This is a genomic window from Crenalkalicoccus roseus (assembly GCF_004761865.1).
Lineage (GTDB): Bacteria > Pseudomonadota > Alphaproteobacteria > Acetobacterales > Acetobacteraceae > Crenalkalicoccus > Crenalkalicoccus roseus.
This window is the reverse complement of the sequence record NZ_SJDM01000002.1, coordinates 119,677-142,208: the sequence shown is the minus strand read 5'-3', so window position 1 is coordinate 142,208 and position 22,532 is coordinate 119,677. Positions and strand designations below refer to the sequence as shown.

The 22,532-nt window shown below is 75.5% G+C and carries 27 protein-coding genes; 18 read left to right on the top strand and 9 right to left on the bottom strand.

Features of this window, described 5'->3' with window-relative positions; genetic code table 11:
* The first annotated feature begins 27 nt into the window (after positions 1–27).
* The 5 genes from ET526_RS02795 to ET526_RS02775 are packed head-to-tail and all read left to right on the top strand — an operon-like array spanning position 28 to position 4,749.
* Positions 28–1,248, top strand: a complete 1,221-nt coding sequence (locus ET526_RS02795; RefSeq protein WP_135466142.1) for a vWA domain-containing protein — start codon at positions 28–30, stop codon at positions 1,246–1,248.
* Entirely contained in the window at positions 1,245–1,568 is a 324-nt protein-coding gene (locus ET526_RS02790; protein WP_135466141.1) for an XdhC family protein, read from the top strand. The genes ET526_RS02795 and ET526_RS02790 overlap by 4 nt, the downstream gene beginning before the upstream one ends.
* A complete protein-coding gene (locus ET526_RS02785; protein ID WP_135466140.1) occupies positions 1,565–2,281 on the top strand; it encodes an XdhC family protein in 717 nt (238 codons plus the stop codon). The genes ET526_RS02790 and ET526_RS02785 overlap by 4 nt, the downstream gene beginning before the upstream one ends.
* Positions 2,278–3,927: an NTP transferase domain-containing protein gene (locus ET526_RS02780; RefSeq protein WP_135466139.1), complete on the top strand. Its 1,650-nt coding sequence runs from the start codon at positions 2,278–2,280 to the stop codon at positions 3,925–3,927. The genes ET526_RS02785 and ET526_RS02780 overlap by 4 nt, the downstream gene beginning before the upstream one ends.
* Before the next feature lie 24 nt (positions 3,928–3,951).
* On the top strand, positions 3,952–4,749 hold the full coding sequence (locus ET526_RS02775; RefSeq protein ID WP_135466138.1) for an alpha/beta hydrolase: 798 nt from the start codon (positions 3,952–3,954) through the stop codon (positions 4,747–4,749).
* 18 nt (positions 4,750–4,767) lie between these two features.
* On the opposite strand, the gene ET526_RS02770 is transcribed toward ET526_RS02775, so the two are convergent.
* Entirely contained in the window at positions 4,768–6,063 is a 1,296-nt protein-coding gene (locus tag ET526_RS02770) for an amidase (protein WP_135466137.1), read from the bottom strand.
* Positions 6,064–6,214: 151 nt separating this feature from the next.
* On the opposite strand from ET526_RS02770, the gene ET526_RS02765 reads away from it, so the two are divergent.
* The 6 genes from ET526_RS02765 (at position 6,215) to ET526_RS02740 (ending at position 10,308) form a co-directional block, all read left to right on the top strand.
* Positions 6,215–6,691, top strand: a complete 477-nt coding sequence (locus ET526_RS02765; protein ID WP_240048227.1) for a hypothetical protein — start codon at positions 6,215–6,217, stop codon at positions 6,689–6,691.
* Positions 6,692–6,701: 10 nt separating this feature from the next.
* Positions 6,702–7,127, top strand: a complete 426-nt coding sequence (locus tag ET526_RS02760; protein WP_135466136.1) for a hypothetical protein — start codon at positions 6,702–6,704, stop codon at positions 7,125–7,127.
* Positions 7,128–7,142: 15 nt separating this feature from the next.
* Positions 7,143–8,402: an MFS transporter gene (locus ET526_RS02755; RefSeq protein WP_135466135.1), complete on the top strand. Its 1,260-nt coding sequence runs from the start codon at positions 7,143–7,145 to the stop codon at positions 8,400–8,402.
* Positions 8,403–8,476: 74 nt separating this feature from the next.
* Positions 8,477–8,854, top strand: a complete 378-nt coding sequence (locus ET526_RS02750; protein ID WP_135466134.1) for a hypothetical protein — start codon at positions 8,477–8,479, stop codon at positions 8,852–8,854.
* A 69-nt stretch (positions 8,855–8,923) separates the two neighbouring features.
* A complete protein-coding gene (locus tag ET526_RS02745) occupies positions 8,924–9,274 on the top strand; it encodes a RidA family protein (RefSeq protein WP_135466133.1) in 351 nt (116 codons plus the stop codon).
* A gap of 455 nt (positions 9,275–9,729) precedes the next feature.
* A complete protein-coding gene (locus ET526_RS02740; RefSeq protein WP_240048226.1) occupies positions 9,730–10,308 on the top strand; it encodes a CHAP domain-containing protein in 579 nt (192 codons plus the stop codon).
* Positions 10,309–10,329: 21 nt separating this feature from the next.
* Here ET526_RS02740 and ET526_RS02735 read toward each other — a convergent pair whose 3' ends face one another.
* The 4 genes from ET526_RS02735 to ET526_RS02720 are packed head-to-tail and all read right to left on the bottom strand — an operon-like array spanning position 10,330 to position 14,386.
* Positions 10,330–11,496: a serine hydrolase domain-containing protein gene (locus tag ET526_RS02735; protein WP_135466131.1), complete on the bottom strand. Its 1,167-nt coding sequence runs from the start codon at positions 11,494–11,496 to the stop codon at positions 10,330–10,332.
* Positions 11,497–11,527: 31 nt separating this feature from the next.
* Positions 11,528–12,109, bottom strand: coding sequence for a TetR/AcrR family transcriptional regulator (locus ET526_RS02730; RefSeq protein WP_135466130.1), 582 nt, complete (start codon positions 12,107–12,109; stop codon positions 11,528–11,530).
* A gap of 47 nt (positions 12,110–12,156) precedes the next feature.
* Positions 12,157–13,434, bottom strand: a complete 1,278-nt coding sequence (locus ET526_RS02725) for an MgtC/SapB family protein (protein WP_135466129.1) — start codon at positions 13,432–13,434, stop codon at positions 12,157–12,159.
* 22 nt (positions 13,435–13,456) lie between these two features.
* Entirely contained in the window at positions 13,457–14,386 is a 930-nt protein-coding gene (locus ET526_RS02720; protein ID WP_135466128.1) for a 3-hydroxyacyl-CoA dehydrogenase, read from the bottom strand.
* A gap of 79 nt (positions 14,387–14,465) precedes the next feature.
* Between ET526_RS02720 and ET526_RS21195 the strand changes: the two genes are divergently transcribed.
* From ET526_RS21195 to ET526_RS02700, 5 genes are all read left to right on the top strand, one after another.
* A complete protein-coding gene (locus tag ET526_RS21195) occupies positions 14,466–14,609 on the top strand; it encodes a hypothetical protein (RefSeq protein WP_158295465.1) in 144 nt (47 codons plus the stop codon).
* Entirely contained in the window at positions 14,609–15,358 is a 750-nt protein-coding gene (locus tag ET526_RS02715) for a hypothetical protein (RefSeq protein ID WP_135466127.1), read from the top strand. Before ET526_RS21195 ends, ET526_RS02715 begins: the two co-directional genes overlap by 1 nt.
* Positions 15,355–16,503 (top strand): toxic anion resistance protein, encoded by a 1,149-nt coding sequence (locus ET526_RS02710; RefSeq protein ID WP_135466126.1) that lies wholly within the window; start codon positions 15,355–15,357, stop codon positions 16,501–16,503. The genes ET526_RS02715 and ET526_RS02710 overlap by 4 nt, the downstream gene beginning before the upstream one ends.
* Positions 16,504–16,617: 114 nt before the next feature.
* Positions 16,618–17,160 carry a hypothetical protein gene (locus tag ET526_RS02705; RefSeq protein ID WP_135466125.1) on the top strand — a complete coding sequence of 181 codons (543 nt, stop codon included), beginning with the start codon at positions 16,618–16,620 and terminating at the stop codon, positions 17,158–17,160.
* A 122-nt stretch (positions 17,161–17,282) separates the two neighbouring features.
* Positions 17,283–18,350 carry an alcohol dehydrogenase gene (locus ET526_RS02700; protein ID WP_135466124.1) on the top strand — a complete coding sequence of 356 codons (1,068 nt, stop codon included), beginning with the start codon at positions 17,283–17,285 and terminating at the stop codon, positions 18,348–18,350.
* A 45-nt stretch (positions 18,351–18,395) separates the two neighbouring features.
* Here ET526_RS02700 and ET526_RS02695 read toward each other — a convergent pair whose 3' ends face one another.
* Positions 18,396–18,905: a cupin domain-containing protein gene (locus tag ET526_RS02695; protein ID WP_135466123.1), complete on the bottom strand. Its 510-nt coding sequence runs from the start codon at positions 18,903–18,905 to the stop codon at positions 18,396–18,398.
* A gap of 106 nt (positions 18,906–19,011) precedes the next feature.
* On the opposite strand from ET526_RS02695, the gene ET526_RS02690 reads away from it, so the two are divergent.
* Entirely contained in the window at positions 19,012–19,611 is a 600-nt protein-coding gene (locus ET526_RS02690; protein ID WP_135466122.1) for a cysteine dioxygenase family protein, read from the top strand.
* Positions 19,612–19,903: 292 nt separating this feature from the next.
* Here the strand turns inward: ET526_RS02690 and ET526_RS02685 are convergent, their stop codons facing one another.
* The gene (locus ET526_RS02685; protein ID WP_204623455.1) at positions 19,904–20,377 is read right to left on the bottom strand and encodes a DUF3237 domain-containing protein; all 474 of its coding nucleotides are present in this window, start codon (positions 20,375–20,377) and stop codon (positions 19,904–19,906) included.
* A gap of 15 nt (positions 20,378–20,392) precedes the next feature.
* Positions 20,393–20,809, bottom strand: coding sequence for a rhodanese-like domain-containing protein (locus ET526_RS02680; protein ID WP_135466121.1), 417 nt, complete (start codon positions 20,807–20,809; stop codon positions 20,393–20,395).
* Positions 20,810–20,914: 105 nt separating this feature from the next.
* Between ET526_RS02680 and ET526_RS02675 the strand changes: the two genes are divergently transcribed.
* On the top strand, positions 20,915–21,652 hold the full coding sequence (locus tag ET526_RS02675; protein WP_135466120.1) for a maleate cis-trans isomerase family protein: 738 nt from the start codon (positions 20,915–20,917) through the stop codon (positions 21,650–21,652).
* Positions 21,653–21,859: 207 nt separating this feature from the next.
* On the opposite strand, the gene pncA is transcribed toward ET526_RS02675, so the two are convergent.
* Positions 21,860–22,516 (bottom strand): bifunctional nicotinamidase/pyrazinamidase, encoded by a 657-nt coding sequence (gene pncA / locus ET526_RS02670; protein ID WP_240048225.1) that lies wholly within the window; start codon positions 22,514–22,516, stop codon positions 21,860–21,862.
* Between the last annotated feature and the right edge of the window lie 16 nt (positions 22,517–22,532).

Here is a 22,532-nt window from a genome sequence, read left to right as displayed (position 1 = left end):
CAGGGGCGCGCGCCGCGCCCGCCCGGCATGGTAGGCGAGGCCCTCGCCGCCGCGGGCCTCTCCGGCGCCGGCGGCGGGGCGCTGGCCGCGAACCTGATCGCCTTCGCGCGGCTGCTGCGCCGCAGCGGCCTGCCCGTCGGCATCTCCGAGACCCTGCGCGCGCTGGAGGCGCTGACCGAGGTGGAGATCGGCGACCGCCGCCAGGTGCACGCCGCGCTGCGCGCCACGATGATCCACCGGCGCGAGCATTTCGAGCTGTTCGACCAGGCCTTCCTGCTGTTCTGGCGCGACCCGGAGGCGGGCCGGCACGCCGCGGCCATGGCGCTGATGGAGGGGCTGCGGCAGCAGGAGAAGGCCCCGCCCGCCTCCCGCCGCGTCGCCGAGGCGATGCGCGACCGCCGCCCCCACGCCCCGCCGCCGCGGCCCGAGGAGGACCGCCGGCAGGTGGACATGACGCTCACGGTCAGCGACCGCGAGCGCCTGCAGACCATGGATTTCGAGGCGATGTCCGCGGCCGAGATCGCCGAGGCGAAGCGCGAGATCCGCCGCCTCGTGCTGCCGCTCGACGAGCGCCGCACCCGCCGCTTCCGCCCCGACCCGCAGGGGCCGGCGGTGGACCTGCGCGCCACCATCAGGGCGAGCCTCCGCTGGGGCGGGGAGATCCTGACCATCGAGCGCCGCCGCCGCGTGACGCGGCCGCCGCCGCTGGTCGCGCTCTGCGACATCTCGGGCAGCATGGCGCGCTACGCCCAGGTGCTGCTGCACTTCCTGCACGCCGTGACCAACGACCGCGACCGCGTGCACGCCTTCCTGTTCGGCACGCGGCTGACCAACGTGACGCGCCAGCTCCGCCACCGCGACGCCGAGGTGGCCTTCGAGCTGGTCTCCCACATCGTCCCGGACTGGTCGGGCGGCACGCGGATCGGCGAATCCCTCACCCTGTTCAACCGCCTCTGGGCGCGGCGGGTGCTCGCCCAGGGGGCGGTGGTGCTGCTGATCACCGACGGCCTCGACCGGGAGGGCGCGCGGGGCCTGGCCGAGGCCACCGACCGCCTGCGCCGCTCCTGCCGGCGGCTGATCTGGCTGAATCCCCTGTTGCGTTACCAGGGCTTCCAGCCCAGATCCCAGGGGATCCGGGCGATGCTGCCGCATGTGGACGAGTTCCGCCCGGTCCATAATCTGGCGAGCCTGCGGGAGCTGGTCGCCTCGCTCAGCGGCCCGCAGGCGGGGAGGAGAAGGGCGGCATGAGCGAATCCACCGAGGATGTGCTGGGCACCGCCGCGCAGTGGCTGGCGGAGGGCGAGACGGTGGCGATCGCCACCGTGGTCGAGACCTGGGGCAGCTCGCCCCGCCCGCCCGGCTCGCGCCTCGCCGTCACCGCCTCCGGCCGGCTCGCCGGCAGCGTCTCCGGCGGCTGCATCGAGGGCGCGGTGGCCGAGGCGGCGCGGGAGACGATGCGCACCGGCGCGCCCCAGCTCCTCGATTTCGGCATCTCCGACGAGCGCGCGTGGGAGGTCGGCCTCGCCTGCGGCGGCAGGCTGACGGTGTTCGTGGAGAAGCTGGCATGACCCCCGCCCTCCTCGCCCGGCTGCGGGCGGCGCAGGCGGCGAAGCAGCCGGTGGCGCTGCTGACCCGGCTCTCGGACGGCCACCAGTGCCTCTGGCCCGAGGATGCCTGCCCCGGCGCGCTGGCCGAGGCGGCGCAGGCGGCGCTGCGCGAGGATGCCGCGCGCACCGTCGCCCTCGACGGCGAGCCCTGGTTCGTCCACCCGCACAACCCGCCGCTGCGCCTGATCGTGGTCGGCGCCGTGCACATCGCCCAGGCGCTGGTGCCGATGGCGCTGCCGCTCGGCTTCGCCGTCACGGTGATCGATCCGCGCCGCGCCTGGGCGACCGCGGAGCGCTTCCCCGGCATTGCCCTGCGGCACGACTGGCCGGACGAGGCGATGGCCGCCCTCGCCCCGGATTCCCGCACCGCCGTGGTGACGCTGACCCACGACCCGAAGCTCGACGACCCGGCGCTCGACGTGGCGCTGCGCTCCCCCTGCTTCTACATCGGCGCCCTCGGCAGCCGGCGCACCCATGCGAAGCGCGTGGCGCGGCTGCGCGAGATGGGCCACGGGGAGGCCGCCATCGCCCGCATCCACGCCCCCGTCGGGCTTGCCATCGAGGCGGTGACGGCGCCCGAGATCGCGCTTTCCATCCTGGCCGAGCTCGTCGCCGTGCGCCGCGGCGCCGCGCTGGCCGCAAGGGCCGCGCCGGCGGCGGAGCAGGCGGCATGATCTTCGGCCCCACCCCGCTCGAGGAGGCGCGCGGCGCCATCCTCGCCCACACCGTCCGCCTGCCGGGCAAGGTGCTGAAGAAGGGCACGGTGCTCGACCAGGCCGCGCTCGCCGCGCTGCAGGCGGCCGGGCACCGCGAGGTGGTCGCGGCGCGGCTCGAACCCGGCGACGTGCCGGAGGACGAGGCGGCGGACCGCATGGCCAACGCGCTGATGGCGCCGCTGCTGACGCGCTCCCGCGCCGCCACCGGCCGCGTCAACCTGTTCGCCGAGACGCCGGGGCTGCTCGTGGTCAACGCCGCGGCGGTGAACCGGCTGAACGCGCTCGACGAATCCCTCACCATCGCCACCCTGCCGCCCTACGTGCCGGTGGCGGCGAAGGAGATGGTCGCCACCATCAAGGTGATCCCCTTCTCCGTGCCGGGACCGGTGCTGCAGGTGGCGGAGCTGCTGGCGCGCCAGGGCCCGCCGGTGCTCTCCGTCCACCCCTTCCGCCCGCTCAAGGTGGGGCTCGTGCTGACCGAGCTGCCGGGGGTGAAGGAGAGCGTGATGGAAGGCGCGGTGGAGGCGACGCGCCATCGCGTGGAGGCGCTGCTCGGCACGCTGCTGCCGCACGAGCGGGTGCGGCACGAGACCGGGCCGGTGGCCGACGCGCTCACGCGGCTGCGCCGGCAGGGGGCGCAGGTGCTGCTGATCGCCGGCGCCTCGGCGGTGGTGGACCGGCGCGACATCGGCCCCGCCGCCATCGTCCGCGCCGGCGGCGGCATCGAGCATTTCGGGATGCCGGTGGATCCGGGCAACCTGATCTGCCTCGGCCGGATCGAGGACATCCCGGCGCTGGTGCTGCCCGGCTGCGCCCGCTCCCCGAAGCTGAACGGCATAGACTGGGTGCTGCAGCGCCTGTTCGCCGGGCTGCCGGTGCGCCCGGCGGACGTGATGGCCATGGGCGTCGGCGGCCTGCTGAAGGAGATCGAGGTCCGCCCCCTGCCGCGCGCCGAGGCGCCGAGCACGCCCGCCCCCTCGGTGGCGCCGCGCCGCGGGCCGAGGGTGGCGGCGGTGGTCCTCGCCGCCGGGCGGTCGCGCCGCATGGCGCCGCTGAACAAGCTGCTGGTGCCGGACGAGCACGGAACCCCGATGGTGACGCGGGTGGTGGACAACGTCCTCGCCTCCCACGCCCGGCCGGTGGTGGTGGTGACCGGCCACGAGCGCGAGCGGGTGGAGGCGGCGCTGGTCGGCCGCCCGGTGCTGTTCGCCTACGCGGAGGACTACGCCGAGGGGCTCTCCGCCAGCCTGAAGGCCGGCCTCGCCGCGCTGCCGCCGGATGCCGAGGGGGTGCTGGTCTGCCTCGGCGACATGCCGCTGGTCACCGGCGCCATGATGGACCGCCTGATCGCCGCCTTCGACCCGGAGGAGGGCCGCGCCATCGTCATGCCGACCTTCCGCGGCAAGCAGGGCAACCCGATGCTGTGGGCGCGGGAGTTCTTCCCCGACATGATGCGCATCACCGGCGATGTCGGGGCGCGCCACCTGGTCGGCCAGCACGCCGACCGGATGGTCGAGGTGGAGATGGCCGACGACGCCGTGCTGCGCGACTTCGACACCACGGACGCGCTGAAGAAGGCGCCGACCCTCGCCGGGGCGCGCTGAGCGCCCGCGCCCCCGGCGCGCCGGATGCTGACCGCGCTGCTCGCCGTGATCGGCGCCTGGCTCCTGGTCACGGGCGGGATGTGGGCGGCGCAGGAGCGGCTGATCTTCATGCCCGACCGCCGCCCCGCCGAGGCGTCCCCGCCCTTCGCGCCGGAGCGGGTGCGCACCGCGGACGGGCTGGAGCTGCGCTTCCTGCTCGCGCCGCCGCGCGGGCGGCCGCTCGTGCTCTACTTCCACGGCAATGGCGGCAACGCCGCCCATCGCGCGCCGCTGCTGCGCCCGCTGGCCGAGGCCGGGTTCGGCGTGGCGGTCGCGGGCTATCGCGGCTTCGGCGGCAATCCCGGCGCGCCCTCCGAGGCCGGCCTGGTGCGCGACGCGCAGGCGCATCTCGCCCATCTCCGCGCCCGCTTCCCGGACGCGCCGCTGGTGCTCTGGGGCGAGAGCCTCGGCACCGCGCTGGCGACGCGGCTGGCCGCGGAGGGCGGCGCCGCGGCGGTGGTGCTGGACAGCCCCTTCACCTCGGTTGGCGACCTGGCTGCCGGGGCCTATCCCTGGCTGCCGGTGCGGCTGCTGCTGCGCCACGCCTTCGAGAGCGAGCGCCACCTCGCCGGGCTGCGGGTGCCGCTGCTGATCCTGCACGCGGAGCGCGACGCGGTGGTGCCGGTGACGCATGCGCAGCGGATGCTGGCGGCGGCGGAGGCCGCCGGGGTGCCGGCGGAGGCGGTGTTCCTCCCCGGCAGCGCGCATCCGGCGATCGCGGCCGGGCCGGACGGGCCCTGGCTGCCGGCGGCGCTCGCCTTCCTGCGGCGGGTCGGCGGGTAGCGGCGCCCCGCCGCCGCATCACCCCGCCACCGCCTGCCGCACCCACTCCGCCCAGGCCAGCGCCTCGCGGTCGCGCCCGAAGCCGGCGACGATCTGCAGGCCGAGCGGCAGCCCCCTCGGCCCCGTCCCCGCCGGCACGGTGACGCAGGGCACGTGCAGCAGGGTCCAGAGGGCGTTGAAGGCGGGGTCCCCGGTCCAGCCGAGCCCCTCCGGCGCCTCGCCGGGCGCGCTCGGCGTCAGGATCGCGTCGAAGGGGGCGATGACGTCGGCGAAGGCGGCGCGGGCGGCGGCGAAGGCGGCGCGGCCGCGGTCCAGCGCCTCGGGGCCGTGGCTCCGCCCCTCCGCCATGCGCTCGCGCAGCACCGGAGAGAGCTGGGCGGCGGCGTGGTCGAGCTCCCAGGCCAGCGCCGCGGCGGTCTCGCCGTTCATCACCATGGCATGGGCCTCGAACCCCGCCGTCACCGCGGGCGGCATCTCCACCGGGGTGACGATGGCCCCGGCCCGCGCCGCCGCCTGCGCGGCACGGTCGAGCAGCGCCCGCGTCTCCGGCGCCGCGAGGGCGGCGGCCGGGCCGAGGCAGAGGCCGAGCCGCGGCGCCCGGCCCGGCCTCGCCTCCGGATTGCCGAGGTCGCGCCCGGTCAGCGCGGCGAGGAACAGGGCGCAGTCGCCGGTGCTGCGCGCGATGACGCCGATGGTGTCGAGCGATTCGGAGCAGACCTTCATGCCCGCCCGGTGCAGCATCCCGAAGGAGGGCTTGCAGCCGACGACGCCGCAGAAGGCCGCGGGGCGGATGATGCTGCCCGCGGTCTGGGTGCCGTAGCCCATGTGGAAGAAGCCGGCCGCCACCCCGGCGGCCGAGCCGGAGGAGGAGCCGCCCGGGGTGTGCGCCGGGTTGTGCGGGTTGGTGGTCGGGCCGGGATGGCGGGTGGCGAACTCCGTCGTCACCGTCTTGCCGAGCAGGATCGCCCCCGCGCGGCGGGCGAGGGCGATGCAGGCCGCATCCGCCCGCGGCCGGTGCCCTGCCCAGGCGGGCGAGCCGTACTGCGTGGGCATGTCGGCGCTGTCCAGCACGTCCTTGGCGCCGAAGGCGAGGCCGTGCAGCGCCCCCCTCGCCCGCCCGGCGCGCGCGGCGGCATCCGCCCGCGCCGCCGCGCGCCGCGCCATCGCCGGGTCGAGCCAGGCGAAGGCGCGCAGCGTCGCCTCGCGGGCCGCGATGCGGTCGAGCAGCGCCTCCATCAGCGCCGTGGCGGAAAGGGAGCCCTCGCGCAGGCGGCGGGCGGCTTCGGTGGCGGGCAGCAGGGCGGGATCGCGCATGGGGGGAGCTTAGGCCGCGATCGTCCCGGACAGAATGCCCCGGGGCGCGGATCGCCGCCCGCAGGCCCTTCCCGCGCCGCGCCCCGGCAGGGCGGGGCTGGCGGCGGGGCGGGCGCGGGTCCACTCTAGGCGGATGCATGATGCGATCCAGGTGGGCCAGGCGCCGGACGGGACGCTGACCTACGCCATCCCGCTGCCGCCCGAGCGCCTGCCCGCCGTCCCGCCGGCGGAGCTGCTCGTGGCCTGGGACCTCGCGCGGCAGGCGGCGCGGCTGCACCGCTGGGGACCACGGCGCGAGCTGCTCTTCGTCCGCGCCGGAGGGGAGGTGACGCGGATCACCATCGCCGACAGCGACGCCGGCTGCTGGGCGGAGGCGATCGACGCCGCGCGGGGCCTCGGGACCCTCTCCGGCCTCTCCCTCTGCCTGCGGCTGCTGGCGCTGGTCGAGGTGCTGACGCGCGCCCCCTGGCTCTCCGGGCTGTTCGATGTCACAACGGAGGGGATCGACCTGCATCCCGCCCTGCTCCGCGCCGCCGCCACCATGCCCCTCGATGCCGGGGCGCGGTTCGACGAGGGCGGGCTGAGGCGCCTCCTTTCCCGACCGCTGCCATGGGGCAGCGCAGCCTGAGACAAGCCCGATGACCCGCCTGCCGATCCTGCTCCTTGGCGCGCTCGCCGCCATCCTGGCCGCCTGCGCCCGGCCGGAGCCGCCGCGCGCCGGCATCGCCCCGCCGCCTCCCGCGCCCGGGGCCGGGCCGGCGGCGCCGGCGCGGCCGGTTCCCGGCCCGCCGCCCGGGGCGAGCTACGTCTCGCCCCGCCCCGCGGCACCGCAGGACGCCGAGGCGGCGCGCGCCGCCGCCTGCCGCGAGCAGGCGGACCGCGTCATCGCCCGCCAGGACCGCGGGCAGCTCTTGCGCGAGGACGAGCGCGACGCGCGCCTTGGCGCCGATGCGGGCATCTACGGCCTGCGCGCGCCCATCGACCGGCTGGGCCGGCAATTCGCGCGCGACCGCCTGATCGGGGAGTGCATCCGGGGGGCCGGCCCGGCGGGCATCCGCCCCTGACCGCGGGAGGCGGCGATGGCCCCGCGCGGCCTGGCCTTCTCCGGCGCGCTCGGCCGCGCCCTGTCGCACCGCGACGCCCGGCTGTTCTTCCTCGCCTCGCTGGTCGCCTGGACCGGCCTCTGGGTGCACCGCATCGCGGTGACCTGGCTCGCCTGGGAGATGACGGGCAGCGCCTTCTGGGTCGGCATGGTGGCCTTCTGCGACCTCGCCCCCGCGGTGCTGTTCAGCCCGATCGCCGGCGCGGTGGCGGACCGCATGGACCGGGTGCGGCTGACCATGATCTCCCAGGCGGTGATCGGGCTGCAGGCCGCCGTCGTCGGGCTGCTGATCGCGGGCGACCACCTGACGATCGGCCTCCTGCTCGCGCTCGAGGTGGTGACGGGCATCGCCGCGAGCTTCTCGCAGCCGGCGCGGCAGAGCCTGATGCCCGGCCTGGTGCCGCGCGCCGACCTGCCGGCGGCGGTGGCGTGCAACTCGCTCTGCTTCAACGTCGCGCGCTTCATCGGCCCGGCGATCGCGGGGCCGGTGATCGCCACCTGGGGCGTGGTGCCGGCGGTGTTCGTCAACGCCGCCGCCTATGCGGCCGCCACCCTGACCATGCCGCTGCTGCGGGTCGAGCCCGCGCAGCGGCGCGGCCACCCGCCCGAGGGAAGCGTGCTGGCCGAGGTCGCGGCCGGCTTCCGCTATGCGGGGCGGCACCCGGGGATCGGGCCGATCCTGGTCTTCGCCGCGCTCGCCGCGATCCTGCTGCGCGGCGTGCCGGAGATCCTGCCCCCCTTCGTGGACCGGTTGTTCGGCCAGGGTCCGCAGGGGCTCGCGGTGCTGACGGCGGCCTTCGGCATCGGCGCGCTGCTCTCCGGCCTCTGGGTGGCGAATCGGGGGCGGCTGACCGGCTCCACCGCGCTTGCGATCTGGGCGGTGGCGGCGCAGGCCGCGTTCACCGCCGGCTTCGTCGCCGCGCCCTGGTTCCCGCTCGCCGTGCTGTGCGGTGCGCTGATCGGCGCCGCGGGATCGGTGCATGGCATCTCGGTACAGACCCTGGTGCAGAGCGCCTCGGACTCCGCCATGCGCGGGCGGGTGCTGAGCCTGTGGGGGATCATCACCCGCGCCTGTCCCGCGGCGGGCGCCCTGGCGCTCGGCGCGGCGGGGGAAGTGTTCGGCCTGCGCCTGCCCACCCTGCTCGCCACGGCGCTGGCGCTGCTGGTCTTCGCCTGGGGCCTCGCGCGGGCGGGGCGCATGGCCTCGGCGATGGAGGCGCCGCGGCCCGGGGCGTGAGCGCCCGCCCCGCTTGCGCCAGGGAAGCGGCCCGTGGATCCTGGGGCGGATCCCGCCGGAGCAGCCTGGCCATCATGCGCGACATGTCCGAAGCAAGCGGCCGTTCCGCTTCCCCTCCCGCAGGGCGCGCGCCGCGCCGGCCCCTCGGCCGCCGGGCGCTGGCCGGCCCGCTGCTCGCCATCGCCCTTGCCCCGCGCGCCGCGGGGGCCTTCAGGCTGGAGCCCGCCTCTCCTGCGGATGCGGCGGCCTGGGCGGAGGGGGCCTGCCGCGAGGCGGCGCTGCACGAGGCGCTGCTCGCCGAATGGCGCGCGATGGGAGAGGGCGCGCCTGCCGGCCCGGCCACGGATGGCGCGGGGCGGCAGCCGGCCGTTCCCCTGCCGCGCTGCCCCTTCTGCGGCTGCCCCGTGCTCGGCGGGGCGGATCACGGCGAGGGGGCGGCGCCCCGGGGATGACCCCCGCCTTGCCCGGCGGGGGAGCGGGACCGTAGAAGCGCAGGACCCATCAAGGAGGGACCCGCGCCGATGTCCAAGATCACCCGCCAGGGCGGCAACGCCATCCTCTCGAACTCGGTCGAGTACCACAATTTCGTCTTCCTGGCCGGGATGACGGCCGAGGATCTCGGCCAGGACATCACCGGCCAGACCCGGCAGGTCCTGGCGCGCATCGACGCGGCGCTGGAGGCGAACGGCACCGACAAGACCCGCCTGCTCAGCGCCCAGATCTGGCTCAAGGACATCCGCGACCGCGATGCCATGAACAAGGTGTGGGTCGAGTGGCTGGGCGATGCCGGCCGTCCGGCGCGGGCCTGCGTGGAGGCCAACATGGCCGACCCGCGCCACCTGGTCGAGATCATGGTCATCGCCTGCCGCTAGAGCGGATCGCAGAAGGCCGGAACGGCCAGGAGCGTGGCCCCGCTCCACACGCGATGAACCGGGCCGTTCCCGCGGGCACGGCGGGGCGGAAACGGTTCCGGCCCCGCCGGTTCGGAGTCAGGTGTGCGGCGGCGTCCTCCCCTGGGCGCCGCCGTTGCATTTTTGCATGCCACACTGTGACGGATGCCACTTTTTCGCCCCGATCCTAGGAGGATCGTCCAATTGTCGCCGCCGCCAGGGCGCCCCAGGCGACAAATCACGCCACGTTTCGCTCGGTTTCGCCGCGCCGGGTTGTCCCCCGCCGATGCCGCTTGATACCCCCCGCTGGGGCGCGAGGTCACGGCCTCGTGAAATCAGTGGTTTTGCGAACCAAAACGGGGGGCTCGATGCGGGTTCGGGGAACGGCGCTTGGGTTCTGCGTGCTGCTGGGATCGGCCATCCTGGCTCCGGAGGGAATGGCCGAGGGCACCGGGCAGGGCAAGGCGGCGAAGCTGTCCCCGGCCGTGCTCACCCAGCCGGCCAGGCCGGGCCGCGCCATCCCCGCCACCGTGGCGGTGCATGAATTCGGCCGGCTCTCCTGCGTGCCCTATGCGCGCATGGTCACGGGCATGACCATCACCGGCAATGGCGGGCGCTGGTGGCACAACGCCGCCGGCCGCTACGCCCGCGGCGCCGAGCCCGAGCCCGGCGCCGTGATGGCCTTCCGCTCGACGAGCTGGATGCCGCTCGGCCATGTGGCGGTGGTGAGCAAGGTCGTCGGCCCGCGCCACGTGCTGATCGACCACGCCAACTGGGCGGGGCCGGGCATCCGCCGCGGCATGGTGATGCGCAACGTGCACGTGATCGACGTCTCGCCGGACAACGACTGGAGCGCGGTGCGCGTGCAGACGGGATGGGACCCCGGCACCTTCGGCCGCGTCTATCCGGTCTATGGCTTCATCTACAACCGCTCCGAGGCGGATACCGCCTACGCCGCCGCCCGCCCCCGCTACGAGGAGGTGGCGGAGATGCCGCCGGCCGGGGCACGGCGGTAGCGCGCCCCGGCCGCCGGCGCCTCAGCGCCCGGCGTAGAGGGCGCGCTCGAACGCGCCGAGCAGGTCGAGCACCCGCGGATCCGCGAAGGGCAGGATCTGCGTCACCAGCACCCCCGCCAGGTCGCGCCGCGGATCGATCCAGTAGTAGGTGTTGCCGAGGCCGGCCCAGGCCAGGCTGCCCGCCGCCCGTCCGCCCGGCACGTCGTCCTCGTTGATGAGGAAGCCGAGGCTCCAGCGCTTCACCATGCCGGGGAAGAACTCGGCGTCGTTGGTGGCGGCGGGCTGGGCGCTGCGCAGCATCCCCACCGTCAGCGCGCCGATCTGGTTGCGGCGCATCTCCTCGACCGATTGCGGGGAGAGGATGCGCACGCCGTCGAGCGTGCCGCCGTTCAGGATCATGCGCGCGAAGCGCAGGTAGTCCGGCGCCGTGCCGTAGAGCCCGCCGCCACCCATGTGGAACTCCGGCTCCTGCGGCACCTCGAAGGGAATGACGGAGAGCGCGCCGTCCGGCCCGCGCGCGTGCATGGCGGCGAGGCGCTCGCGCTGCCCGGGGCGCAGGCGGAAGCCGGTGTCGCGCATGCCGAGCGGCCCGAGGATGCGCTCCTCCAGCACCGCGTCGAGGCGCCGGCCCGTCACCGCCTCCACCGCCAGCCCGGCCCAGTCTATGCCGGTGCCGTACTCCCAGCGCTCGCCCGGCTCGGCGACCAGCGGCGTCTCCAGCGCGGCGCGGCGGCAGGTGATGATGCCGGGCACGCCCTCGCGCTCCATGTAGCGGCCGATCTCGGCGTTGAAGAAGTCGTAGCCGAAGCCCGCGGTGTGGCTCAGCAGGTGGCGCAGCGTCACCTGCCGCCGCGCCGGGCGCAGGATCGGCGCGCCCTCGGCGTCGAATCCCTCGAGCACGCGCGGCGCGGCGAGCGCGGGCAGCACGCGCGCGATCGGCTCGTCGAGCGCGAGCCGCCCCTCCTCCACCTGCTGCAGCGCCGCGGCGGTGGTGATCGCCTTGGTCATGGAGGCGATCCAGACCACGCTGTCCGGCGTCATCGGCGCCTCGCCGTCGAGGGCGCGGCGGCCGAAGGCCCCCTCGTACAGCGTGCCGGCGCGGTTGCCCGCCGCCGCGGCGACGCCGGGCACCGCCCCGCTCTCCACCGCCTCGCGCAGCACCGCGTCCACCCGTGCCATGCCGTTCATGGCCGCCCTCCCCTTTGCGAAGGCGCCGAGCCTACCGGCGCGGCAGCCGGTCCAGCCAGCGCAGATTGCGCGCGAGGAAGGCCCGGAGCCGCCCCTGCTCCCGGCCGGCGTCGCACAGCCACACCGGCAGGGCGCGGAGGAAGACCAGGGTCAGCCCCACCTCCTCCGCCTGGCGCTGCAGCCCCCCGGCGTCGAGCCGCGCCGCCTCCCGCACCCAGTGGATCAGGCGGGAGAGGCTGAACACCATCGGCACCCAGTGATGCGGATGGGAGGGCCAGAGCTTGGTCAGGATCATCTCGCCCGCGACGCGGCGATGCGCCGCCTGGGCCTCGAACCAGCGCCCCAGCACCGCCGCCGCGCGCCGGCTGGGGGGCAGGGCGGCGAAGCCCGGCCCCGGTTCGGCCAGCATCGCCCGCAGCGCGCGGGCGAACCAGGCATCCGCCACCGCGTCGGCGTCGCGGTAGGCCTCGAGCACCGCGCCGAGCGGCAGGCCGAGCCGTTCCGCCACCACCCTCAGGCGCAGGTCGTGCCAGCCGGCCTCCTCCGCCACCTGCATCGCCATGTCGAGGATGCGCTCGCGCCGCGCCGCCGGATCCTCCGCGCCTGCCGTCATGCCACGCCTCCCGCCGCTGATGCCGGCGATATTGGCGCCCCCGCCCCTCAGCGGGAGAGCAGGAGGACCGCGCCGGTCGCCGCGAGGCCGCAGAGCGTGCCCGCGGCGTAGCGCAGGCCGAAGCCGGCGGCGCCGAGGGCGGCGGCATAGGCGGTCTTGGCGAGGCCGTTGGCGATGACGGCGGTGGCGACCGTCGCCGCCGCCAGGAAGGACGGAAGGGGGTCGGGCATCAGCGCCGGCACGGTCAGCGTCACCGCGTCCACGTCGGCAAGGCCGGTCAGCGCCGCCACCGCCATCGCCCCCGCGCCGCCGAAGCGTGCCGCGGCGGCCTCGGCGACGAGGGCGACGGCGGCGAGCAGCAGGGCGAGCTGCAGCACCGCGCGCAGCTCGAAGGGGTTGCCGATGGCCTGCGCCTCCGCCGCCCCCGCCTGCCGCCCGCGCCGCAGCAGCAGCGCCGCCGCCGCGCCCTGCGCCGCCGCGCCGGCCAGCAGCGCCGGCGCCAGCGCCGTGCCGAGCGTGGCCGAGCCCGCGAAGGCCAGGACCGTCGTGCGCAGGTAGGAGACGGCGCCGGCCAGCAGCGCCCCCGCCGCCAGCGCCTGCGCCTCGCCGGGCCGCGCCACCGAGGCGCGGGCATTGGCGAGCGTCGCGGCGGTGGAGGAGACGAGGCCCGCCGCCGCCCCCGCCAGCGCATCTCCCGCCCGCGGCCCGAACAGGCGGATCGCCACGTAGCCGAGGAAGGAGACGGCGGCGAGCACCACCGCCAGCAGCCACACCCGCGCCGGGTTGAGCCCGGCCAGCGCCGCCACCGGCCGGTCCGGCACCAGCGGCAGCGCCACCAGGGTCATCGCCAGCAGCAGCACCGCCGAGCGCAGCTCCACCCAGCGCAGCCGGGCGAGGAAGCCGTGCAGCGACTCCCGCGCCGCCAGCAGCGCCGTCATCGCCACCGCCGCCGCGCCCGCCACCCGCATCTCCCCCAGCACGGCGAGCGCGCCGAGCAGGAAGGTGGCCTGCGCCGCGACCACGGAGGTGACGCTGAACCGCCCCTCGGCGGCGGCCTCGCGCAGCTTGAACGCCGCCATCGCCGCGCCGGAGCCGAGGAAGCAGAGGCCGAGCAGGAGCGCCGCCCCCGCCCCGCCGGCCAGCGCCGGGGACTGCGCCAGCGCGCCGGCCAGGCCGCCGAGCAGCCCCGTCAGGCCGAAGGTGCGCACCCCGGCGGTGCGCCGGCCCGCCGGATCGTCACGCTCGCGCCAGTGGCGCTCCGCACCGACCAGGAGGCCGATGGCGAGCGCCACCCCCAGCCGGTGCAGCAGCTCCGTCCCCTCCATGCCGCCGGCGGCGCCCGCGGGCTCAGCCGCCCTGTCCGCGCCGGTGCGCCAGCAGCGCCATCAGCCGGCGGTCGCGCCAGGCGCTGCGCTCCTCGATGCGCTCGAGCGGCAGGGCGGCGCGGCGCTCGGCGGCGACGCGCGCCACCGTCGCGGCGTCGTAGTGGAAGGGGGTCTGCTCCTCGGTGATGCCGCCCATCAGCGGTCCGAAGCGCTCGGCATAGTCGGCGACGCCGCCCGGCGCGTTGAGGTCGATGGTCTCGAAGGGGCCCATGAAGGACCAGCGCAGGCCGAGCCCGTCCTTCACGCAGCGGTCCACGTCCTCGACCGACATCACCCCGTCGCGCACCAGCCGGAACGCCTCGGCGAGCAGCGCCGCCTGCAGCCGGTTCAGCACGAAGCCGCGCGTCTCCCTGTGCGCCGTCACCGGCACCTGGCCCACCCGCTCCATCAGCGCGCGGGTGCGCGCCACCACCGCCGGCTCGGTCCAGGGGGCGCCGACCAGCTCGACCAGCGGCACGAGGTAGGGCGGGTTCACCGGATGGGCGACCAGGCAGCGGCCGCGCCCCGCCAGGGTGGCGGTGAAGGCGCTGGCCGGGATGCCGCTGGTCGAGGAGGCGAGCACCACCTCCGGCGGGCAGAGCCGGTCGAGCTCCGCGAACAGCTCCCGCTTCGGCTCGAGGCGTTCCGGCCCGTTCTCCTGCACATGCGCCGCGCCGGCAACCGCCGCGCCGAGCTCGGCCACCGGGGCGATGCGGGCGGCGATCGCCTCCGGCGCCTCCCCGACCAGCCCGGCGGCACGGAGATCGGCCAGCCGCGCGCGGATGACGGGCATCGCACCCTCCGCCACCCCCGGCAGCTTGTCCCACAGCGAGACGGCGAGCCCGGCGCGGGCGAAGACGATGGCCCAGGCCCGCCCGATCAGCCCGGCGCCCACCACGGCGACTCGTTCCATCCGCTCCTCCCCCGCTCACGATCGCGCGCATCCGCAGGCGCTTGATCGCACCGCCTGCCGAACCGATCTACGCCCCGCCATGGAGCCGAGCAACGTCACCCCCGCCACCCCCGTGCCGCGCGGCGCGCCCCTCGCCTGGTTCGGGGGGGCGCTGCTGCTGGGGGGCACCATGTCCCTGACCGGGATCTTCGCGCTGATCCGCGCCGTGCAGGCGCTATTCTGATGCTGGACGGCTTCCTCGCCGCCTGGGTCCGGCTGCGGCTGCGCTACCGCGGCCTGGCGCTGCCGCTCTTTGCCCTGCCGCTGCTGCCGGCGGCGCTGCTCGCGGCGCTCGGCGGGGCGGACCGCATCGTGCTCGGCTGCGCCCTCGGCATCGGCGGCTCGCTGCTGGCGGCGCGGATGATCCGGCGCGGCCGCAAGGGCGATCTGCGCCGGGCGAGCTGGCTGATGGCCGTGGGCACGGGCCTCGCCGCCTATTTCGCCGGCGGCATGGGTGCCATCCTGCCCTTCGTCATGGCCGCGGGCGCGCTGTTCGGCACCCGCCTGCTCTACGACTCCCTGCCCGAGGCCGCGCCGCCGCCGCCGCCCGCGCCGCCGCCGCCCCCGCCCGGGCCGATCGAGGAGGCGCGGCTGCGCCTCGCGCGCGTCGAGGCGGTGGCCGACCGGCTGGCCGACCGGCGGCTGCGCGGCGTTGCCGACGCCATGGAAGGCGTGCTCGACGACCTGACGGCGAAGCCCGAGCGCCTGCCGATGGCGCGGCGCTTCCTGAACGTCCACCTGGAGGGGCTCGAGCGCATCACCGAGCGGCTGGAGGCCGGCGCCGCCCCGCCCGAGAAACTGCCGCTGCTGCTGGACGATCTTGCCGCCACGGCGCGGGAGCTGCGCGAGCGCCTGCGCCGCGAGGAGAGCGAGGCGCTGGAGATCCAGGTCAAGGTCCTGTCCGACCGGCTGCGCGAGGAGGGCTACCGATGAGCGACACCACCCGGGACATGCCGGCCGAGGCGCCCGTGAACGAGGCCGCGGCAGCGGTGCGCGACGCCACCGCCGCCGCGCTCGCCGCCGCCGTCGAGCGCGTGCCGGAGGAGCGGCGGCCGGAGATCGAGCGGCTGGCGCAGCAGCTCGACATCGCCGATCCCGGCAGCATCCTGCGCTTCGGGCAGGAGGCGCAGAACCGCGCCACCGCCGCCGCCGACGCGATGCTGGAGGGGGCGCGCAACCGCGAGGCGGGCGAGGCGGGGGTGACGCTGTCCAGCCTGCTCGCCACGCTGCGCGGCTTCGACATGAGCGGGCTCGGCGAGCGGCCGGGCTTCCTCGCCCGCATGTTCGGCCGCGCCCGCGCCGAGACGGCGCGCGTGGTGCAGCGCTACGAGACCATCAAGGGCCAGGTGGAGGAGATCGGCGACCGGCTCGACACCCACCGCACGCGCCTGCTCGAGGACGTGGAGAAGCTGGAGCGCCTGTACGGCGCCACGCTCGAATGGTTCCACGGCCTCGGCGACCACATCGCCGCCGGCGAGATGGTGCTGCGCCGCGTGGACCAGGAGGCGATCCCCGCCATGGCGCGGGAGGTGGAGGGCGGCGACTCCGTCGCGGCGCAGCGGCTGCGCGACCTGCGCGCCGCGCGCGACGAGCTGGAGCGGCGCGTGCACGACCTGAAGCTGACGCGCCAGGTGGCGATGCAGGCCCTGCCCTCGATCCGCCTGATCCAGGAGAACGACAAGGCGCTCGCCGCCAAGATCCAGAGCGTGATCGCCAACACGGTGCCGCTGTGGCGCCAGCAGCTCGCCCAGGCGCTGGCGATCCAGCGCATGCGCGAGGCGGGGCGGACGCTCAAGGAGGCGACCGACCTGACGAACGAGCTGCTCACCGCCAATGCCGAGCGCCTGCGCCAGGGCAACATCGAGGCGCGCACCCAGATCGAGCGCGGCGTCTTCGACATCGAGGCGGTGAAGAAGGCCAACGCCTCGCTGGTGGCGACGATCGAGGATTCGCTCCGCATCGCGCAGGAGGCGCAGGCGCAGCGCGCCGCCGCGGGCAAGGAGCTCGAGAAGGCGGAGGCGGAGATCCGCCGGGCGCTGACCGCCGCCCGCGCGCGGGCGCAGCCGCGGCCGGGCTGAGCCCGCGCCGCCGTGGCAGGGTGGCCACGGCCCCCGTCTTGAGGCGGAAGGGGGCCGAACCCCCTTCCGATGCGCACGTTGTCCCATCCGACAACCGAAGGATGGGAGAATTCCATGGCCAACGCCCGCGATCCGCGCGACCCCCTCGACCCTGCGGCGCCGCGCGACCCGGCGATGCCGACCGACCCGACCCTGCACCCCGACACCGCCGCGCGGCCGACGGTCGGGCCGGCCACGGCCGGCTCGCCGCCGCCTATACGCCGCCGCGCCGGCGGCTGGGGCTGGGCCATCGGCGCCCTCGTCGTGCTGCTGCTCGTCGCCTGGTTCGCCTGGGATGGCAATCTCGGCCAGCGCGACACGGTAGCCGGCGCCGACCGCCAGCCGGTTGCCGGTGAGACGATGCCGCGTGCCGATATCCCGGCGGATCGCGGCGGCATGACGGCCGCGCCGGGCGACACGGCGACGGGCACCGGCGTCGGCACCCCGCCTGGCGCGGGCGGCGGTCCGGCGGGCACCGCGGCCGCGCCGCCGGCCGGTACCACCGGCCCCGGCACCGCCGGCGCCGGCATCGGCCCCGCGCCGGGCGCGACCGACCCCGCCCCGGCCACCGGCACGACCGCGCCGCCGGCACCCGCGGAGTCCCCGGCCACGCGCTGAGGCGGCGACGAACCGGTAGCGCGGGGCCGGCGTCGACGCCGGCCCCGCCTTCCGCATGCCTTGACCCCCATTGCGGCGCTTGGTGACATGCGCGCCGGATCGTCGTTTTCGGGAGGAACCCCATGCGCGCATGGGCCGTGGTCGAGACCGGGAAGCCGCTGCAGGAGATCGAGCTGCCGACGCCGGAGCCGCAGGGCGCCCAGGTGCTGCTCGAGGTCACCCATGCCGGCGTCTGCCATTCCGACCTGCACATCTGGGAGGGCGAGTACGACCTCGGCAGCCGCGGCAAGATGCGGCTGACCGACCGCGGCGTGGTGCTGCCGCTGGCGATGGGCCACGAGATCGTCGGCCGCGTGGTGAAGCTCGGCCCCGAGGCCGAGGGCCAGGGCGTGAAGGTGGGCGATGTCCGCCTCGTCTATCCCTGGGTCGGTTGCGGCAAGTGCGCCGCCTGCCAGCGCGACGAGGAGAACATGTGCCTGACGCCGAGAAGCCTCGGCGTCTATCAGAACGGCGGCTACGCGACGCACGTGCTGGCGACGCATGTGAAGCACCTGGTGGACATCCAGGGCCTCGACCCGGCGCTGGCCGCGACCTACGCCTGTTCCGGCGTCACCGTCTATTCGGCGGTGAACAAGCTGATGCCGATGGACCCGGAGGAGCCGATCGTGCTGGTCGGCGCCGGCGGGCTCGGGCTGAACGCCATCGCCATCCTGAAGGCGCTCGGCCACCGGCGCATCTGCATCGTGGACGTGGACCAGAAGAAGCTGGACGCGGCACGCGAGGAGGGCGCGACGGATGCCGTGCTCGTCTCCGGCGACGACACCACCAAGCGTATCCTCGACGCCTGCGGCGGTCCGGTCGCGGGCGTGGTGGACCTGGTGAACGGCACCCAGACCGCGCGCTTCGCCTTTGACGCGCTGCGCAAGGGCGGCAAGCTGGTGCAGGTCGGGCTGTTCGGAGGGGAGCTCTCCATTCCCCTGCCGCTGATGCCGATCCGCGCCCTGACGGTGCAGGGCAGCTATGTCGGCAATGTGAAGGAGCTGCGGGCGCTGATCGACATCGCCAAGCAGGGCAAGATCCCGCCGATCCCGATCACCAGGGAACCGCTGCGCAACGCCGACGCGGCGCTGAACCGCCTGCGCGAGGGCAAGGTGGTCGGGCGCATCGTGCTGACTGCCGAGGCGGCCTGACCCGTCATCGCGGCGGAGCCGCCCGCGCGCGGCCCCGCCGGAGGGTCAGCCGGGCCCCTTCCCCGCCTCCCGGTCGAGGCCGGGCCAGGGGCCGCCCTGCACCGGATCGCTTGGCGGGTCCGGCGTCTGGGTGATGGCCTGCACGGCGCGGTCATGCGCCGTCCGGTCGGCGCGGCACTCCTCCGGCTCCGCGCCGGGCGGATAGGCGCCGACCACCAGCAGATCCTCGCTGGCGCCGAGATTCTTGTGCCCGACCCCGGCCGGCAGCACCACCACATCCCCCGCCCGCAGGTCGAGCGCCCTGCCCTGCTCGCCGCCGAGCTGCACCCGCACCTGCCCGCAGGCGATCGCCAGCGCCTCATGCGCGTTGGGGTGGTAGTGGTGGTAGGGGTGGATGCCGTTCCGCCAGGCGGGCGGCCAGCCGTTCCGGGCGAACAGCGCCTCCGCCGCCTCCGGATCGCCGGGGGGCACCGCGCCGCGATAGACCAGCGCCGGCAGGCGCGGGTTGTTCGGAACCTCGCCGTCATCGGCCAGCAGAAGCGTCTCGGGCGTCATGGCCTCTCCTCCTCGCGGCCCAGCAACGGCCGTCGGGACGGATGGTTTGCGCGCGGGGCGGCAGGGAGGATAGTGTTCTCCGCGAGAGGATCGTCGGAGAAAATCCATGACCAACATCGCCCGCCTGCGCCATTTCGTGTGCGCCATGACCCGGCTGGCGGATGAGGGGGCGGAGGAGCGCCGCTTCCTGACCGAGGGGGCGGCGCTGCTGAGGGACCTGGTCTCCCACGATGACTGGCTGCCCGAGGACTACGCCACGCCCGGCCCCACCTATCGCCAGTACCTGCTGCACTGCGACCCGGCGGAGCGGTTCTGCTTGGTGAGCTTCGTATGGGGCCCCGGGCAGAGGACGCCGGTGCACAACCACACGGTCTGGGGCCTGGTCGGCATGCTGCGCGGCGAGGAGATCTCGACCGAGATGCAGCTCGGCCCGCCCGGCACGCCGATGCGCCCCGGCCGGGTGGACCGGCTGCGGCCGGGCGAGGTGGTGGCGGTCGGCGCCGATACCTACGACATCCATGTGGTGGAGAACGCCTTCGCCGACCGGCCCAGCATCAGCATCCACGCCTATGGCGGCAACATCGGCGCGATCCCCCGCAGCGTCTTCGATCCGGCAACGGGGGCGGAGAAGCGCTTCATCTCCGGCTACACCAACGCCGCGGTGCCGAATCTGTGGGACCGCAGCCAGGAACTCGCGGCGGCGTAGGGTAGCCGCCCCGTGGCGCGGTACGCCTTCGCGGAACGGCGCAAGAGCGGATCGCGGCGGGCCGGGTCGGGAGTGTGACGCCGCCCCGGCGAAGCACGGGCTACCGGCGCGATCCGATTCCGCAGATCACGCTGCGCTCCTTGCCGAGCGGCCGAGTCGCGGCTCCGGCGAGCCCGCCTCCGTGGACCAGGCGCTGGAGCAGATCCCGTCCAGGTGGCCTCGACGGGGGAAGAGGCTCGCACACTCAACGAGCTGGAGCAGTTTCCGCGAGCCAGGGTGAACGGACAATGCTCTAGCGCACCACGTACACGTCGTAGGTCGGCCCGCCCGGCGGCCGCTGGCCGACGCCGAGGGCGAGCACGCGGTTCAGCCAGGCGAGCTCCGCATCGCCCGTCTCGAAGCGGATGGCGATGCGGAAGTAGTAGTCGGCCGGGTCCACCGCCTCTCCGGCGCCGAGCCGGGCCAGCACCTCCGGCGCGCCGGTGCGGAGGCCGCTGTAGTGCATGTAGAAGAGCTGCCCGCGATCGGTGCGCATCACCAGCCGCACATCCATGTGCGCGGTGCCGTCCGCCTCCACCCGCAGCCAGTCCGCCGTGGTGCCGGGCACCACCTCCCCCCTGAGGCGCGGCCCCTCGAAGCGCCCGCCGGTGACGGGAATGACGCGCAGCTCCCCGCCGCGTCCGGGGGCCGTCATCTGCGGCGCGCCGGCGGCAAGGGCCATGCGGAACAGGAACTCCGTGCGGAGCGGCAGCGGTGCCTCGGTCACGTCTCGTCTCCCTTCTCAGCGCTGCCGCCAGGGCAGCCCCTCGGCCTTCCAGCCGGCGACGGTGCCGCGGTGCCCCTCCGCGTCCACCGGCCCCTCGAAGCCGTCGGCGACGTTGAAGGCTTCGGGGAAGCCCGCCGCCTGCGCGGTCTGCGCCGCCGCCAGGCTGCGGGCGCCGGAGCGGCAGATGAAGTAGAGCCGGTGCTCCGGCGTCAGCCCCGCCTTGCGCAGATGCTCCGCGAAGGCGGCGTTCACCTGCATGGAGGGGTAGAGCTGCCAGGGGATCAGCACCACCTCCTTCCCCGCCTCGGCGAGGTCGGGCACGCCGACGAAATTCCACTCCGCATCCGTGCGCACGTCCACCAGGACGGCCTTGGGGTCCTCCCTGAGGGCCCGCCAGGTCTCGCTGGGGCTGATGTCGGGCACTCCTCGCATGGCGCCTCTCCTGCGATCGGCGGCAGAATGGGCCGCCCCGGGCGGCAGGGCAATCCGCCGCCCGGGCCCGACCGCCCGCGTCACGATCCGCCCGGAAGGACGAGGATGACACCCTCCGCCCCCGCGCCGCTCCGCCTTGGCATGCTGACACCCTCCTCGAACACGGTGCTCGAGCCGCTGACGGCGGCGATGCTCGCCGCCCTGCCGGGTGCGAGCGCGCATTTCGCCCGCTTCCGGGTGGTGGCGATCGGGATGGACGCAGCCTCCCGCGCCCAGTTCGACCCCACGCCGATCCTGGCCGCGGCGGAGCTGCTGGCGGATGCGCGGGTGCATGCGATCTGCTGGAACGGCACCTCCGGCGCCTGGCTCGGGCTGGAGCAGGACCGGGCGCTCTGCGCCGCCATCACGCGGCGCACCGGCATCCCCGCGACCACGGCGACGCTGGCGCTGATGCAGGCCCTCGCCGCCCTCGGCCTGCGGCGCTACGGCCTGGTCACGCCCTATCTGGAGGAGGTGCAGCGGGCGATCGTCGCGCGCTGGCGCGCCGAGGGGCTGGACTGCGTGGCGGAGCGCCATCTCGGCGATCCCGGCAATTTCAGCTTCGCCGGGCACACGGAGGCGCGGATTGAGGAGCTGATCCGCGAGGTGGCGCGCGAGGGAGCGCCGGCCATCGTGGTCCACTGCACGAATTTCCGCGCCGCGCGGCTGGTCCCGGCGCTGGAGGCGGCGCTCGGCATCCCCGTGCTCGACAGCGTCGCCGTCGCGCTGTGGGGAGCGCTGCGCGCTGCCGGCGCCGATCCCTCCCCCCTCGCCGCCTGGGGGCGGCTGTTCGCGCTGCGCTAGAGCAGATCGCGGACGGCTGGAAACAGCCGGGAGCGTGACTCTGCCCTACAACCAATGGGCTGGAGCCGTTTCCGCGTTCATGGCCGAGTGGAAGCGGCTCCAGCGCCCGATCCGAAGGCGGGAGTGCCGGAGCGGCGAACCAGCCGGGAGCGCGTCTCCGCGTCACGGACAATGGGCCGGAACCGGCGGCCGCGCCTGCGCCCCGCGTCAGCCGATCGCCTCGCTGCGCAGGAAGGCCACGCCCATGCCCCCGAGGCGCCGCCGCGCCGCCTCCAGCGTCGTGCCGCCCTCGGGAAGCGGCAGGCCGATGCCGCGGCAGGCATCCTCGATCACCACCACCCCGAAGCCGAGCCGTGCCGCGTCCTCGGCCGACCAGGCGACGCAGAAATCCGTCGCCAGCCCGGCGAGGAACAGCCGCCGCACGCCGCGTGCGCGCAGCCAGCCCTCGAGCCCGGTCGGGGTCCGGTGGTCGTTCTCGAAAAAGGCGGAGTAGCTGTCCACCTCGCGCCGGAAGCCCTTGCGCAGGATCATCTCGATCCGCCCCTGCGGCAGGGCGGGGTGGAGGGCGGCGTTGGCGCTGCCCTGCACCGCGTGGTCCGGCCAGAGCGTCTGCGGGCCGTAGGGCATGGCCACGCTGTCATAGGGCGCGCGGCCGGGATGCTGGCTGGCGAAGGAGAGGTGGTCGGCCGGGTGCCAGTCCTGCGTGGCGAAGGCGTGGCGGAACGGCCCTTCCAGCAGCCGCGCGATCACCGGCAGGACGGCGTCGCCCTCCGGCACGGGCAGTTCGCCGCCCGGCATGAAGGTGGGCTGCACGTCGATCAGCCCGAGCATGTCGGTCTCGGGGTCCGGCACCATCCCGGCCATTCGCCTTCCCTCCCGC

Excerpts from the sequence above, each read along its gene's own strand:
- ET526_RS02680 (WP_135466121.1), bottom strand. The coding sequence starts at position 20,809 with ATGCGAGGAGTGCCCGACATCAGCCCCAGCGAGACCTGGCGGGCCCTC.
- ET526_RS02720 (WP_135466128.1), bottom strand. The coding sequence starts at position 14,386 with ATGGAACGAGTCGCCGTGGTGGGCGCCGGGCTGATCGGGCGGGCCTGG.
- ET526_RS02790 (WP_135466141.1), top strand. The coding sequence starts at position 1,245 with ATGAGCGAATCCACCGAGGATGTGCTGGGCACCGCCGCGCAGTGGCTG.
- ET526_RS02700 (WP_135466124.1), top strand. The coding sequence starts at position 17,283 with ATGCGCGCATGGGCCGTGGTCGAGACCGGGAAGCCGCTGCAGGAGATC.
- ET526_RS02730 (WP_135466130.1), bottom strand. The coding sequence starts at position 12,109 with ATGACGGCAGGCGCGGAGGATCCGGCGGCGCGGCGCGAGCGCATCCTC.
- pncA (WP_240048225.1), bottom strand. The coding sequence starts at position 22,516 with ATGGCCGGGATGGTGCCGGACCCCGAGACCGACATGCTCGGGCTGATC.
- ET526_RS02795 (WP_135466142.1), top strand. The coding sequence starts at position 28 with ATGGTAGGCGAGGCCCTCGCCGCCGCGGGCCTCTCCGGCGCCGGCGGC.
- ET526_RS02725 (WP_135466129.1), bottom strand. The coding sequence starts at position 13,434 with ATGGAGGGGACGGAGCTGCTGCACCGGCTGGGGGTGGCGCTCGCCATC.
- ET526_RS21195 (WP_158295465.1), top strand. The coding sequence starts at position 14,466 with ATGGAGCCGAGCAACGTCACCCCCGCCACCCCCGTGCCGCGCGGCGCG.
- ET526_RS02715 (WP_135466127.1), top strand. The coding sequence starts at position 14,609 with ATGCTGGACGGCTTCCTCGCCGCCTGGGTCCGGCTGCGGCTGCGCTAC.
- ET526_RS02740 (WP_240048226.1), top strand. The coding sequence starts at position 9,730 with ATGGCCGAGGGCACCGGGCAGGGCAAGGCGGCGAAGCTGTCCCCGGCC.
- ET526_RS02745 (WP_135466133.1), top strand. The coding sequence starts at position 8,924 with ATGTCCAAGATCACCCGCCAGGGCGGCAACGCCATCCTCTCGAACTCG.
- ET526_RS02770 (WP_135466137.1), bottom strand. The coding sequence starts at position 6,063 with ATGCGCGATCCCGCCCTGCTGCCCGCCACCGAAGCCGCCCGCCGCCTG.
- ET526_RS02675 (WP_135466120.1), top strand. The coding sequence starts at position 20,915 with ATGACACCCTCCGCCCCCGCGCCGCTCCGCCTTGGCATGCTGACACCC.
- ET526_RS02695 (WP_135466123.1), bottom strand. The coding sequence starts at position 18,905 with ATGACGCCCGAGACGCTTCTGCTGGCCGATGACGGCGAGGTTCCGAAC.
- ET526_RS02705 (WP_135466125.1), top strand. The coding sequence starts at position 16,618 with ATGGCCAACGCCCGCGATCCGCGCGACCCCCTCGACCCTGCGGCGCCG.
- ET526_RS02750 (WP_135466134.1), top strand. The coding sequence starts at position 8,477 with ATGCGCGACATGTCCGAAGCAAGCGGCCGTTCCGCTTCCCCTCCCGCA.
- ET526_RS02780 (WP_135466139.1), top strand. The coding sequence starts at position 2,278 with ATGATCTTCGGCCCCACCCCGCTCGAGGAGGCGCGCGGCGCCATCCTC.
- ET526_RS02710 (WP_135466126.1), top strand. The coding sequence starts at position 15,355 with ATGAGCGACACCACCCGGGACATGCCGGCCGAGGCGCCCGTGAACGAG.
- ET526_RS02760 (WP_135466136.1), top strand. The coding sequence starts at position 6,702 with ATGACCCGCCTGCCGATCCTGCTCCTTGGCGCGCTCGCCGCCATCCTG.
- ET526_RS02775 (WP_135466138.1), top strand. The coding sequence starts at position 3,952 with ATGCTGACCGCGCTGCTCGCCGTGATCGGCGCCTGGCTCCTGGTCACG.
- ET526_RS02735 (WP_135466131.1), bottom strand. The coding sequence starts at position 11,496 with ATGAACGGCATGGCACGGGTGGACGCGGTGCTGCGCGAGGCGGTGGAG.
- ET526_RS02785 (WP_135466140.1), top strand. The coding sequence starts at position 1,565 with ATGACCCCCGCCCTCCTCGCCCGGCTGCGGGCGGCGCAGGCGGCGAAG.
- ET526_RS02690 (WP_135466122.1), top strand. The coding sequence starts at position 19,012 with ATGACCAACATCGCCCGCCTGCGCCATTTCGTGTGCGCCATGACCCGG.
- ET526_RS02755 (WP_135466135.1), top strand. The coding sequence starts at position 7,143 with ATGGCCCCGCGCGGCCTGGCCTTCTCCGGCGCGCTCGGCCGCGCCCTG.